The sequence below is a fragment of the Staphylococcus sp. FSL W8-0304 genome (assembly GCF_038006565.1).
Classification (GTDB): domain Bacteria; phylum Bacillota; class Bacilli; order Staphylococcales; family Staphylococcaceae; genus Staphylococcus; species Staphylococcus epidermidis.
Window position 1 is genome coordinate 207766 of record NZ_JBBOVL010000001.1, and the last position, 14826, is coordinate 222591.

The window sequence follows — 14826 nt, forward strand, 5'->3', positions numbered from 1 at the left end:
AATCATGTATTTGTATATTACTAAGATGACAGAAACTTTAGAGGAAGTAGAATTGCTTTTGAATAGAAGTTCTCGTCAGTTGAAAAAGCCAGAACGAATGCACTATAAATTTTTAAAGGATCGACTTATGCACCAATTAGGTGATGTATTGATTCAGTATGCTATTGAACAATGTGCTGGATTAACTCCTAAAGAATGGGGGTATCACATCACAACTATGGGTAAAGTTGAGATACGAAGTTCTTGTCATATATACGTGAGTCTTTCGTATAGTTATCCTTATCTCGTTTGTATAATAGATAATCAGCCTATTGGTATTGATATCGAAGAAATGAAAGACTTAGATTATAAATATTTGGCGAAGAATTTTACAACAAATGAATTTAACCAAGTGACTACACTTAAAGATTTTTATGAAATTTGGACTAAGAAAGAAAGTTATACAAAACTCATTGGTGAGGGATTAGTGAATGGTTTAGACCGCTATGATGTGACACAAAATTTAAGATTTTTAAAAAAACAGGTCCAATTTACCTCAGTGGATTATTTTAAAAGGCTCATTCAAATCTGTCATATGAGTAAACATAGTTTGAACTTTGAAGTGGTGCCGCTCACACAATTATTATAATGGTGTAAATTTATAAAAGACGCTTAAGCGATATGAAAATCGTTTGAGTGTCTTTTTAAACTTTAAAGGTTGTACGATTGACTAATTGCTATCGAGATAGTGCATATGTGTGTATTTAAAAGTTTAAATTTAACTACATATTTTATTGTTGTTTATATAGTTGTAAAAAGAAATTAATAATAGATTAATATTCATTGTGTAAAATTGGTGTTGTTCTCATAAATTGTTAAATCATTCAGCTAAGAGAGAGGAGTTTATTGATGAAAGCCTGGATTCAAAGAATTTTAGAAATTATCCCGCGCGAAATTATTAATTTTTTCATTTAAGTCACGGTTATAAATGATATAAAAAAGATAGAGGTGCTTTAAACATGAAAAATAAAAAGAATTCATATAGCATTCGAAAGTTAAGTGTTGGTGCGTCTTCAATCATTGTTACATCGATGTTATTTATTGGCGGAGGCTCAGTACATGCTGCTGAATCCAATCAACTTGAAAATCAAGAACAATCAGAAGTAAGTGCATCACATTCTATTGAGCTGCAACACAAAGATCAAGAAATTCAACAACCTGAGAATAAAGATAATAAAAATTACCATTCAGAAACAATTGATAAAAATCCAACAATACATAACAATGACTACTCATATCATGAGACACCTAGTACTGACGTTAAATCTAATGAAAGCAAACAAATTGATAATCAATCCAATCAACCTCAGACATCCATGACAAAGAATGATCAACAAAATCCTAAAAAAGTTGCGGAACATACAACGAAAGGTATAAATGCAAAAAAAGAAGAAACTAGAAAAAATGAAAATGCAAAAAGCCTAGTACAACCCCAACAAGATGATAAAACAACATCTGAACAAACAAAAATGAAAGAATCACGTGAACAGGATATTACAAACGAGCAAAAGCAGTTACAAAGTAAAGATGTAAAAAATGCTCAACAAGAAAATCAAAATATAGACCAAGAAAAATCTCAAGAAAAAATTAACCTCCAACAATCGAGCATCGATAAGGCTCAAAAATCTTCAAGAATAGATGGAAAATTAGATCATCAATACAATAAAGATGCAACGCAATCGAATGAGGATACTGCATCTGAGAACGTTTCAGAGCAACATATAACAGCAAAAGATGCGGGTGTTACTCGAAATAATCGTGGAGATGAACGTTTAAATCAAGAAAAGTCAACAACATCATCAGATAAAGAACTTAAAGTGGATGACATAGACAAAGATCTTTCAACAAAAGAATCTCCTGAAAATGAAAAAGATGATTCTAGAAAAGGGATTAAAGCACTCACTAAAAATTCTCAGGCAACAACAAGAAATACTGCGACAACAGAGGCATCCAAAGAATTGAAGGATCAAACAAATAAAGTAGCATCACAAAAAGAATATAAAAATCATGATCCTATTATTCTTGTACATGGATTTAATGGTTATGCATCAGGAACTGGTCCCATTACAGGAAAAGGTAACTATTGGGGTGGTGACCGTCTCAAAATTATTCAAGATTATAGAGCTAAAGGTTATAACGTGATGGAAGCAAGTGTAAGTGCATTTGGCAGTAATTATGATAGAGCTGTAGAATTGTACTATTACATTAAAGGTGGACGTGTAGACTATGGTGCGGCACATGCTGCAAAATATGGACACGAGCGTTACGGAAAAACATACGCCGGTGCTTATAAGGATTGGAAGCCTGGTCAAAAAATTCATCTCATTGGCCATAGTATGGGTGGTCAAACAATTCGTTATCTTGAAGAGTTATTACGTCATGGTAGTCCAGAAGAGGTAGAATACCAAAAACAACATGGTGGTGACATTTCTCCGTTATATAAAGGTGGGCAAGATAATATGATATCGTCTATTACTACTATTGCCACACCACATAATGGCACCCATGCTGCAGATTTATTAGGTAATGAAGAAATCATTAGACAAGTAGCATATGACTATGCAAGGTCAAAAGGTAATAAATTATCTCATGTTGATGTTGGTTTAAGTCAATGGGGACTTAAACAAAGAGAAGACGAAACATTAGTTCAATATATTCAACGTGTGAAACAAAGTAAATTATGGACAACAAAAGATAATGGATTCTATGATTTAACTACTGAGGGTACAGATATCTTAAATCAAAAAACATCTTTAAACCCCAATATTGTTTACAAAACATATCAGGGTGAATCTACAAGACCAGGTCCAAATGGTACTCAAAAAGCAGATGTCAATATGAACATAGGCTATACATTAACTGCAAATACGATTGGTAAAGTAAAAGACAAAGCGTGGAGAGAAAACGATGGACTTGTGTCTGTCATCTCTGGGCAATATCCATTGAACCAAGCGCATACGTCTGCGACAGATCAAGTTCAAAAAGGAGTATGGCAAGTGACACCAGTTAAACATAATTGGGACCATGGTGACTTCGTTGGTACAGATACATCAGAAGTTCGTATCTCTAAAGAAGAATTAGAAGATTTCTGGGACAATATGTTTGAAGATATGGTACGTAATGAAAAAGTGACAGATAAACAATAATTAAATAAAGAAAAATCAAAGGCACCTTATCCGGTCGATAGAAATTGTGAGCGGATAGGGTGTTTTATTTATATATGTATTTCTAGAATCAATGATTATATTTAAATTGCTATGATTAGTGAAGTTATTGATATAGATAATTTAAGCAATATGATGATATTTATTTATACTTGACTTGAATATCAAATCATAACCATTCATAAGTAAATGTTAATAAAATTATGTTGAAACGCTTTCATATAGGCATTATAATTAGTCTAGCTATAGAAAAAGGAATGATACGAATGAAAGCAAATAAGTATTTAATCTTTATTTTGGGAGCACTTGGTGGCTTATTATATGGTTATGATAATGGTGTGATTTCCGGTGCTTTATTATTTATACATAAAGACATACCTCTCAATAGTACAACTGAGGGTATCGTTGTGTCTTCAATGTTAATTGGCGCAATAGTCGGTGCAGGAAGCAGTGGCCCACTTGCCGATAAATTAGGTCGTCGACGTCTAGTAATGCTCATCGCTATTGTATTTATTATTGGGGCACTGATTCTTGCTGCATCAACCAATTTAGCATTATTAATTATTGGACGTTTAATTATTGGTTTAGCAGTGGGTGGTTCGATGTCTACAGTACCTGTTTATTTAAGTGAAATGGCGCCGACAGAATATCGTGGTTCACTAGGTTCACTTAATCAACTAATGATTACAATTGGTATTTTAGCAGCATATTTAGTCAACTATGCATTTGCGGATATTGAGGGTTGGCGTTGGATGCTTGGATTAGCAGTTGTTCCATCGGTTATTTTACTCGTGGGTATTTATTTTATGCCTGAGAGTCCAAGATGGTTACTTGAAAATAGAAACGAAGAAGCCGCTCGTCAAGTGATGAAGATTACCTATGACGATAGCGAAATTGATAAAGAACTTAAAGAAATGAAAGAAATTAACGCTATCTCTGAATCAACATGGACAGTCATTAAATCACCATGGTTAGGTAGAATATTAATTGTAGGTTGTATATTTGCTATTTTCCAACAATTTATTGGTATCAATGCGGTCATTTTCTATTCATCTTCAATCTTTGCTAAGGCTGGACTGGGTGAAGCGGCGTCTATATTAGGTTCAGTTGGTATAGGAACTATTAATGTTCTTGTAACAATAGTTGCCATTTTTGTAGTAGATAAGATTGATCGTAAAAAATTACTTGTTGGTGGTAATATTGGTATGATTGCCTCATTATTAATTATGGCAATCTTAATTTGGACAATTGGAATCGCTTCATCAGCGTGGATTATTATTGTTTGTTTATCATTATTTATCGTATTCTTCGGGATTTCTTGGGGACCTGTTCTATGGGTTATGCTACCTGAATTATTCCCAATGCGCGCACGTGGCGCTGCTACTGGTATTTCAGCGCTTGTGCTAAATATTGGAACGCTTATCGTGTCATTATTCTTCCCAATATTAAGTGATGCATTAAGTACAGAATGGGTATTCTTAATTTTTGCGTTCATAGGTGTTTTAGCGATGATTTTCGTAATTAAATTCTTACCAGAAACACGCGGACGTAGTTTAGAAGAAATAGAATATGAATTACGTGAACGTACAGGCGCAAGAACTGAATAATTACAATGTGAAGTACTTCAAATTTTCAATGTATAGTTGAAAATTTGGAGTATTTTTTAGTTCAAATATTTTTGTAGGAATGTCAACGTTTAGTACACTTGATAGTAAGCACAAGAATAAAAGTAATGATATATGAACGTTGGAGGTTGAAAATATGAAAGGTGCCCAAGCACTTGAACAGATTTTAACATCGTTAGACGGTCAAAAGTACGGTGCGTATAAGCAAATAAAAGACCTATACGAATTTAATTTATTTAAACTACGTATTGACCATATTCAAGCTGATCCATTTGCGCCACCATCTAAGATGAGTGTCGTTATAGATCGCCAACAAGCAAAATTTCCTGATTCTTTATTAAATTCTGAACTGAAACAACGGGCTGTGAGTGATTACTTAGCACGCGTGTTTCATAAGCAGATTCAATCAATAGTAGCCCAAGATAAAAAAGTAAGTAAAATTCAAATTGATAGTTGTGGCCAAGAAATCTTAGAGCGTACCGCAGTAGTAATTAAGAACCATCAAATTGAGGCACGTATTGAAGTTGGATTACCAGCACGAGGACGTACCATATTAGGTAGAATAGCAAGACATACACTTATTAATGTATTGCCTCAAATAGTAGAACATGCCTTATGTTATCGCAACATTAATGGTTCACAATTGCAACAACAAGTTGAATTAGTGATGGATCAAGAGGAGATTAGACAACAGTTAGTAAAACGTGACCTTGTTGCATTTGTAGCAAATGGTGCTATTTTACCAAGAAAAAGTGGTGTTTCAGATCTACCTATGAATAACGCTATTGAATTTAAAAGTCCCAAACAATGTGAGATTGTAATGAAACTATCGAGTGGAAAAGTTATTAAGGGTATGGGTATTCCCAAAGGCATTACACTAATAGTTGGAGGCGGTTATCATGGTAAATCAACAATACTTGAAGCGTTAGAACGAGGTGTATATAATCATATTGCTGGTGATGGTAGAGAATATGTGATTACAAATCAAGATGCAATGAAAATTCGTGCTGAAGACGGAAGAAGTATTCAAAATGTTAATATCCAGCCATTTATTGATCATTTGCCAGGTGAAAAAGATACTACACATTTTTCAACTGAAAATGCGAGTGGTAGTACGTCTCAAGCTGCAAATGTCATGGAAGCTTTAGAATCACAAGCGTCATTGTTACTCATTGATGAAGATACATCTGCAACGAATTTCATGATTCGTGATGGTCGTATGCAACGTTTAATTGCTCCCGAAAAAGAGCCGATTACACCCTTTTCTAATAAGGTAAAAGCATTATATGACGACCATAACGTGTCGACTATTCTAATCGTTGGAGGTTCGGGAGATTATTTTGACGTGGCAGATCAAGTATTGATGATGGATGAATATGTATTGAAAGATGTTACGCAACAAGCTAAAGACATTGCGCAGTCAGACGGTTATCAAAGAAAGGTTTCTTCTCACAATCAGTTCGGTCACATTCCATCAAGAATTCCGTTGAGAGCGAGTTTTAATCAAAAAGGGAAACGTGATCGCTTTAAAGCTAAAGGATTGAATGTAGTAACGTATGGTAAGGAAACTATTCATATTTCTGGCTTAGAACAACTTGTCGATGACAGTCAAACACAAGGTTTAGCGATGATGTTAAGTTATGTAAAAAATGAATTGCTAGATGACAAAAGTACGATTGTAGAATTGACCAATTGTTTGTATCAACGGATTGAGAAACACGGATTAGATGTTATATCAAATCATCATGGTCATCCTGGTCATTTAGCGCTACCTAGAAAGCAGGAGTTTATTGCGACACTTAATCGATATCGTAGATTAAAAATAAAGCAAAGGGAATAAATATATGCCCATTTTAAATATTTATTATAAAAGTATCTCAGAGTTTGCGTCGATGTGTTGAACTTTGAGACTGAAAATAAAGGGGAGTATGAAGATGAAGTCTTCAGTTCGATTGTTAAATCACATCATAAAGATAATGAATTTACAACAATCATTAATTATAAGAGATGAACAATGGAATCAGTCTTATGAGGCATACAATTTTAATATTAACGACTACGTATTTAAAAGTAGGTTAGCTAAAAAAACAACAAAGAAAAAAGGATATTTTTTATCGCTTTGGGAAAAAGATAAAACAAAGAAAAATCGTGCATTTGACTACGAGTCATTTCCTGGGAAATTAATTGTACATGTGATAGATGATTCTCAAGTAGGTCAGTTTATTTTTCCAAAACATGTACTTTTCCATAAAGGTATTTTAAGACATCATGAATCTAAAGGGAAAATGGCTTTTCGAGTGTATCCTACTTGGGAGAAAGATTTAAATCGTGTCGCTCAAAAGACACAAGCGTGGCAAAAACAATACTTTATAGATATGTCTCAAACAATTGATGTACCAAGTATTAAACGTGCTTATTTTAATGAAGATTGATTATAAAATCAAAAGCTGTGCGCAAACAGATATGTATAAATATTACTGTTTTATTAGTAAACTTGATTACATAACTGTCAATGAGTTGGAATGAGTCTCATTTTCTAATCACTTATATTGAGGGAGGGTTAATGGTGTCTTCGGAGTATAAAAAAGGAATATTTTTAGCTTTAGGTGCTTATATTTTATGGGGGATTTTACCCATTTATTGGCGTTTAATTGATGAAATAGGCGCTTTTGAAATTTTGGCATTCCGCATTATTTTTTCAGTGATATTTATGATTTTTGTGCTCATTATAGGAAAAAATCAACGGAACGCTTTTTTTAGAGATGTTAATCAGTTGGTATCGCATCCCGTACAACTTATTGCCATCATAGTTGCAGGGTATGTTATTACAGTGAATTGGGGGACATTTATTTGGGCAGTATCTAATGGTCACGTGCTACAATCTAGCCTAGGTTACTACATTAACCCACTAGTGAGTATCGTCTTGGCGCTTATATTTTTAAAAGAGAGATTTAATAAATTCGAATGGTTAGCCATCATCTTTGCATTAGTAGGCGTACTTTATATGACAATAAAAATCGGTGAATTTCCATTTATTTCACTTCTGTTAGCATTTTCTTTTGGTATTTATGGTTTACTAAAAAAGATTGTGCATATCGATGCGATAAGTAGCATCACTATTGAATGTATTGTTACTGCACCAGCAGGTTTAATCTATGTTATTTACCTATGGCAGCAACAACACATAACATTTGGATTAAATATATCATCATTTTGGCTACTATTTTCAGGTGCAATTACAGCAATACCATTGATTCTGTTCTCAGCAGGTGCTAAGCGAATTCCATTATCGTTAACTGGCTTCATTCAATATGTAGGGCCGACAATCATGTTTATCTTAGGTATCTTTGTCTTTAAAGAGCCATTTAACACTGATCAATTGATTACCTTTATTTTTATATGGATAGGTATTGTGTTATATAGTATTTCTCAATATGTTCAAATTAAGAAAAACCCAGTTGTAAAATAAATATACCTTCACTTTATTTAATGTGCATTCTCTAAATTAGATATTGATTCTAACTATTGATGTGTACATCAACGTTTAAATAGAGTGAAGGTGTATTTTTTATTTTGTATATCGACTGAATAGTAGTTGATTTGTAAAATATAAAGTTGGGTTAATCGTGTCTTTAATATCATTGACTTCTTTAAGCCACAACTGTAAATCATTGTAGTAGTCGGAACTCATAGACAAATCATTTGTAAAACATTTAGCTGTTGCTTCAATTGTATCTTTGTTTAATTGGTTAGAGATATCAGTTCGAGTATACATTGAGTAAATTTCAATTGCACTTGCTAAATGATGATTGATGTAATGAATGGCCTTTTGAATGACCTTCAGAAACTTTCTAAGTTTGATCTCACTCGTATTTAATACTTCAGGTGTAGTAATGAAAATGAGTTGACAAAAATCAGGTACATTATAATTTTTTAGTGGAAAATAATCTACATTTAGTCCTTGATTTTTAGCTTCAAGAATTTCAAAATTTTCGAAAATAAGTGTAGCAGCATCAGCTTTATCAGTTAAAAGTGCATCAGTATGATAAAAGCTATGATTAACTGGTGTGATGTCACCCTCTTTATATGTGCCGCCATCTGCTTCAATCATCGTTTTAGCCATGGCAATACCACCTGGACCGGGAGCGCCAGGATATTGAAGTCGCTTACCGATTAAATCTTTGGGGCGAGCGATATTTTTATCTTTGTTATACATAATACCGCCGTTAGTGTGAAGATATCTCGCAAACCCGATGACGTTTTGTTCTTTAGCTCTATCTTGAACCAGATGAATAGGTTCAGTAATCGCGATATCCATTGAACCATTTTCAATCTCGTCTAATGCATCAAAGTGCTCTTTTGGTTCAATCATCTCAATTTCTAATGATTCTTCTTTAAACCATCCTTTTTCAATACCTATGATTAATGGCATATGATCAGGATTTAAAAACCATTCTAAACCTACTGTTAATTTGTCCATAAAAAATTCCTCCATCCATTTAATTATTGCGTAAAAAAGTGAATGAAGAAACAGTTATCAATATTGCTCACTTTCCTACGCTGGTGCTAACCAACAGGTTCAAGGGTTGAAAGTAGACTTTCTCTCAGCAAATTGAATTGCACCCCTAGTGATACTGGTTAATCTATGTACAGAATAACATAGTTGAATTGAATAAAAAGTAAAATGAATATAGCAAATATTAATCATGGGAGTATGATGCAAAAAATAAGCTAACGTTTCAAACGTTAGCTTACAATATGTTTGATGAACGAAAGTTTAATTAAAATTCTAACTTTACATCATACCAATGAGTTTCATCCATAGTGAACCTAAACCGATCCAAATAATAAAATAGACTATACCAAGTACAATATTCATAGTCCACCAGCGCTTTTGTGTAACATAGCCAGCTGCGTATAATATAGGCGCTGGTCCACTACTATAGTGTGTTGTTGATGCCAGTAAGTTACCAAAGAACCCTAACATTAATGCACTGAATAATGGCGGTGCACCCGAAGCGACTGCAACACCGAGTAAAGCAGCGTACATAGCGCTGACATGTGCTGTTGCACTTGCGAATAAATAATGTGAGTAGAAATAAAACAAGATGAGTAAAACTAAAACGATAGGCCAACTAAAGCCATTCAAACCTTGAGCAATGAGTTTGCTTAACCAAGGGATAAAGCCTAACTTGTTTAATTGTTCTGCCATTAATACAAGAACTGAGAACCAAACGAGTGTATTCCATGCGCCTGTTTCATTTAAAATATCTGACCATGCTAATACACCTGTTAATAATAACAATGCTAAAGCAATAAATGCGGTGAGCGTAGCATCCACATTAATGAAGCTTCCTAATACCCACAAAGCCAATGCAATGATAAAGATACCAACCATCACTTTTTCGGCTATAGACATATGTCCCATTTCTTCTAGTTGTTCAGTAGCCCATTTTTTAGCGTTAGGCGTTTCTTTAACAGTTGGTGGGTATAATTTATAAATAATGAAAGGGACAACGATGAGAGAAATTAATCCGGGTATAATAGCAGCAACAAACCAATTCATCCATGTAATTTGAACGTGTGCCGTTTTTTCAGCCAAACTTTGCGCTATAGGGTTACCGGCCATAGCTGTTAAAAACATAGCTGAAGTAATTAAATTACCTTGGAACTCAGTAAAGATTAAAAACGCACCCATTTTTCTCTCAGAGCCATCTTTCGGCGATGAACCAAATGACTCTGACAAAGACTTAATGATTGGAAACATAATACCACCAGCACGTGCTGTATTACTTGGAGTAGCAGGAGCTAAGATAAGATCAACACCAACAAGTGAATAAGCCAAACCAAGCGTTTTCTTTCCAAATAATTTAACGAATTGTAGAGCAATACGTCGACCTAGCCCTGTTTTTACAAATCCTCTTGAAATGAAAAAGGCCATTGCAATAAGCCAAATACTACTATTACCGAAGCCTTGAACGGCAGTTTTTGTATCAACAATTCCAACCAAAATCATGATTGTAAACCCAATGATTGATACGGCACCTATAGTCATAGGTTGAGTAATACAAGCAATGATGGTTGACACAAAAATAGCAAACATATACCAGGCTTGATCATTTAAGGCATCTGGTTTAATAGGTGTCAATGCCCAGATAATTAAACCAACGACAATAGGTAGAATAAATTTACGATATTTAACAGTACTTCCCACGACACCATCTTCCTTTATCTAAAATCTTTTTTACATTTTAATCATAGTCTTATCACACGCTGATGTACAGGTCTTTTTATAATTATACAATCTTTAAACATCATTACTTTTTTAAATCAGTTTAAGAGTTAGATAAACAGTAATTTATAAAGTTTATAAAGTATTAATAATTAATAACATACAATTGTTTGAAAACTCAAAATACTTGAAGTAGAATGGAATTGAAGGAATAAGAAAGCGCTTACAAATGTAAAATTTCTTATTCCTCATGCAAATGAAATTGGGATGGCACAACGTACTATTGGTGAAAGGAGGCATTTATTATATGAGTAAATCATATGACTTAATCGTAATAGGAGCTGGACCTGGTGGCTATGTAGCTGCAATACGTGGTGCGCAACTTGGTAAAAATGTTGCAGTCATTGAAAAAAATAATGCTGGAGGCACGTGCTTAAATGTAGGTTGCATCCCCTCTAAAACGTTGTTAGAACACGGCGAGAAAGCACACAACATACGAGTTGCAAATGATTGGGGTATCACAACGAAAGACTTAAAAATTGATTTTACTCAATTTGTCCAACGTAAAAAGAAAGTTGTACAAACACTTACGGGTGGCGTGAAGCAGTTGTTAAAGAAAAATAAAGTTGCTTATATTGAAGGGGAAGCACGAATTTCTAAAAACTTAAAAGTGGACGTTAACAATGAAACGTATCAAGCGAAAGATATCATTTTAGCAACTGGCAGTCAGCCGTTCATTCCACCAATTGATGGGTTAGATCAAGTCAATTATGAAACAACCGATACATTTTTCGATTTAGAGAAGCTACCAAAACAGTTAGCGGTTATCGGTGGGGGTGTGATTGCAACAGAACTCGCATCCTCAATGGCTGATCTTGGAGTTAGAGTTACGATAATAGAAGTTGCAGATGACATTTTATTAACTGAAATCAACGAAACTAGAGAAATGTTAAAAGCACATTTAGATAATCAAGGTATTAAGATACTGACGAAAGCAAAGATAAAACAAGTTAAGGAATCGAAAATAATATTAGATGGGCAAGATGATGTTAGCTTTGATACCCTTCTTGTTGCAACAGGTAGACAACCGAATACGCAAGTTGCAAAGAATTTAAATTTGGAAATGGATGGTAAATTCTTTAAAGTCAATGAACATTATGAAACGAGTCAAAAACATGTCTATGCTATAGGAGATTTAATTAAAGGATATCAACTTGCACATGCAGCAAGTGCGCATGGCATTCATGTTGTCGAAACAATAATGAACAAACAGCCGTCACTTGTGCGTCAAGAAGATATTACGCGTTGTATATACACAAGACTTGAAGCAGCATCAGTTGGGTTATCAGAAGCGCAAGCTAAAGAGGCTGGTTATGATGTGAAAGTGACTCAATCAGCATTTCAAGGGAATGCAAAGGCGTTAATTAAAGGAGAAAATGAAGGATTTATTAAACTTGTCGTTGATAAAAAGTATGGAGAGGTTCTTGGTGCTTTTATTGTAGGACCACATGCTACAGATATCATTGGAGAACTTTTAAGTGTCAAAGCATCAGAGGGTACGATTCATGAACTTTCTCAAATTATTCAACCACACCCGGCTTTATTAGAAGCAATAGGTGAGGGTGCAGATGCATTTTTTGATTCTGCAATTCATATGTAGTTTTAAACTTTATGACCTATGAAAGATAGGAGGAATTGACAATGAAAATGGAAAAAGAACAAGCACGTTGGATTTATAAAACGATGAACGAAATTCGATTTTTTGAAGAAAAGGTACACAAAATTTTTAGTGATGGTAGAATCCCAGGATTCGTACACTTATATGTAGGTGAAGAAGCCGTTGCAACAGGTGTTATGTCTCAATTAAGTGATGATGACTATATTACAAGTACACACCGTGGTCATGGTCATGCGATTGCAAAAGGATGCGATTTAAATGGTATGATGGCAGAAATTATGGGCAAACGTGACGGATTAGGTCACGGTAAAGGTGGCTCAATGCATGTTGCAGAAATTGACAAAGGAATGCTCGGTGCGAATGGTATTGTCAGTGGTGGTTTTGGGTTAGCAATTGGCGCAAGTATTTCTATCATCAATCAAGGTAAAGATAATATTGCGGTATGTTTCTTTGGTGATGGTGCTGCAAATGAAGGTAATTTCCATGAAGGTCTTAATTTTGCTTCAATTTTAGATTTACCTGTTCTTTTTATATGTGAAAATAACCAATTTGCTGAAGGAACAACACATGACTACGCAAGTGCTTCTGAAACAATTGCAGAGCGTGCTGCGGCTTATAATATGCCGGGTGTACGTGTTGATGGCATGGATGTTGTGGAAGTATATAAAGCAACACAAGAGGCTGTAGAACGCGCTAAAAAAGGTGAAGGACCAACGTTAATTGAATGTGATACGTATCGTAAATATGGACATTTTGAAGGTGATGAGCAAAAAGTAAAATCACCAGATGATCGTAATGCAGATAAAAATGCGACAGTTGAATTTAGAAAAAGAGCAATTGAAGAAAATTGGCTCACTGAAAAAGAAGCAGATGAAATAGAAAAAGCAGCTGAGCAAGCGGTAGAAGATGCTGTGAAATTTGCTGAAGAAAGCGAATTACCAGATGAGGATTCTTTATACAAAGATGTTTTTGCTTAAATCAGAAGGTTGGAATATTTATTAAAAGATATAAGAACAAATGACCTAACCACATAAGGAGGTTTTTACGATGAGTGAAGAACGCAAGTTAACATTTATGGGTGCTATTAATGAAGCCATTGACCAATCTATGGAAAAAGATGAGGATGTCATTTTAATTGGTACTGATGTCTCAGGTGGTGCAAAGGTAGACCACATCAAAGATGACGATACATTCGGTGGTGTATTTGGTGTGACAAAAGGACTCGCAAAAAAATATAGTCGTAAACGTGTAATCGATACACCGATTGCTGAGCACATTACATTGAGCACGGCAGTAGGAGCTGCTGCGACGGGGCTACGTCCAATTGCTGAACTCATGTTCAACGACTTTATCGGATTTGGTTTAGATCCCATTTTAAATCAAGGTGCAAAAATGAGATATATGTTTGGTGGAAAAGCCAAAATTCCACTAGTTGTACGTACTGTTCATGGAGCAGGGGCAAGCGCTGCTGCACAGCACTCTCAGTCTTTATATAATATGTTTGCAGCAATTCCAGGAGTTAAAGTTGTTGTTCCATCTAATCCATATGATGCGAAGGGTCTACTGATGTCAGCTATTCAAGAGGACAATCTTGTTGTCTTTTCAGAAGATAAAACATTATTAGGACAAAAAGGTAATGTTCCTGAAGAACCGTATACTATAGAAATTGGTAAAGCCAATGTGACGCGTGAAGGTGACGATTTAACAATTGTGGCTATTGGCAAAATGGTAGCTGTAGCGGAAGAAACTGCTGAAAAACTTGCAGAAGATCAAGTATCAGTTGAAGTTATCGATTTACGCTCAGTGTCACCATGGGATCAAGAAACAGTTTTAGATTCTGTAAAGAAAACGGGTCGCCTAATTGTTATTGACGAATCTAATCCACAGTGTAACATTGCAGGAGATGTTGCTTCAGTGATTGGAGATGTAGGATTTGATTACTTAGATGGTCCAATTAAGAAAGTGACTGCACCAGATACTCCTGTACCATTTGCAGCGAACTTAGAGGCGGCATATATGCCGAATGCTGATAAGGTATTAGACATTGCATCTGAATTAATTGATGATTTAAAAAAGGCTAACGCATAG

Annotated in this window: 11 protein-coding genes and 1 riboswitch; of the genes, 9 read left to right on the forward strand and 2 right to left on the reverse strand. The window is 34.7% G+C overall.

All coding sequences use genetic code 11. The features are described 5' to 3' along the window. The first annotated feature begins 4 nt into the window (after positions 1 to 4). From ausB to rarD, 6 genes are all read left to right on the forward strand, one after another. A complete protein-coding gene (ausB, locus tag NST35_RS00875; RefSeq protein WP_002458088.1) occupies positions 5 to 628 on the forward strand; it encodes an aureusimine biosynthesis 4'-phosphopantetheinyl transferase AusB in 624 nt (207 codons plus the stop codon). A gap of 370 nt (positions 629 to 998) precedes the next feature. After that, a complete protein-coding gene (gene lip / locus NST35_RS00880) occupies positions 999 to 3185 on the forward strand; it encodes a YSIRK-targeted triacylglycerol lipase (RefSeq protein WP_002458087.1) in 2187 nt (728 codons plus the stop codon). A 284-nt stretch (positions 3186 to 3469) separates the two neighbouring features. Then, positions 3470 to 4810, forward strand: a complete 1341-nt coding sequence (locus NST35_RS00885; RefSeq protein ID WP_001830529.1) for a glucose transporter GlcP — start codon at positions 3470 to 3472, stop codon at positions 4808 to 4810. Between the two features lie 154 nt (positions 4811 to 4964). Beyond that, positions 4965 to 6668, forward strand: a complete 1704-nt coding sequence (locus NST35_RS00890; protein ID WP_002458086.1) for an ABC-ATPase domain-containing protein — start codon at positions 4965 to 4967, stop codon at positions 6666 to 6668. Positions 6669 to 6762: 94 nt separating this feature from the next. Beyond that, positions 6763 to 7260, forward strand: coding sequence for a MepB family protein (locus NST35_RS00895; RefSeq protein WP_002458085.1), 498 nt, complete (start codon positions 6763 to 6765; stop codon positions 7258 to 7260). A 134-nt stretch (positions 7261 to 7394) separates the two neighbouring features. After that, complete coding sequence (gene rarD, locus NST35_RS00900; RefSeq protein WP_002458084.1) at positions 7395 to 8297, forward strand: EamA family transporter RarD; 903 nt, start codon at positions 7395 to 7397, stop codon at positions 8295 to 8297. 99 nt (positions 8298 to 8396) lie between these two features. On the opposite strand, the gene NST35_RS00905 is transcribed toward rarD, so the two are convergent. Then, positions 8397 to 9308: an ABC transporter substrate-binding protein gene (locus NST35_RS00905; protein WP_002458083.1), complete on the reverse strand. Its 912-nt coding sequence runs from the start codon at positions 9306 to 9308 to the stop codon at positions 8397 to 8399. 55 nt (positions 9309 to 9363) lie between these two features. Further along, positions 9364 to 9465, reverse strand: a riboswitch (TPP riboswitch). 158 nt (positions 9466 to 9623) lie between these two features. Beyond that, a complete protein-coding gene (locus NST35_RS00910; protein ID WP_002458082.1) occupies positions 9624 to 11042 on the reverse strand; it encodes an anion permease in 1419 nt (472 codons plus the stop codon). Between the two features lie 325 nt (positions 11043 to 11367). Between NST35_RS00910 and lpdA the strand changes: the two genes are divergently transcribed. The 3 genes from lpdA (at position 11368) to NST35_RS00925 (ending at position 14826) form a co-directional block, all read left to right on the forward strand. Further along, positions 11368 to 12720, forward strand: a complete 1353-nt coding sequence (lpdA, locus tag NST35_RS00915) for a dihydrolipoyl dehydrogenase (protein WP_002458081.1) — start codon at positions 11368 to 11370, stop codon at positions 12718 to 12720. A gap of 41 nt (positions 12721 to 12761) precedes the next feature. Further along, positions 12762 to 13715 carry a thiamine pyrophosphate-dependent dehydrogenase E1 component subunit alpha gene (locus NST35_RS00920; protein ID WP_002458080.1) on the forward strand — a complete coding sequence of 318 codons (954 nt, stop codon included), beginning with the start codon at positions 12762 to 12764 and terminating at the stop codon, positions 13713 to 13715. A gap of 70 nt (positions 13716 to 13785) precedes the next feature. Continuing rightward, complete coding sequence (locus NST35_RS00925) at positions 13786 to 14826, forward strand: alpha-ketoacid dehydrogenase subunit beta (RefSeq protein WP_001830482.1); 1041 nt, start codon at positions 13786 to 13788, stop codon at positions 14824 to 14826.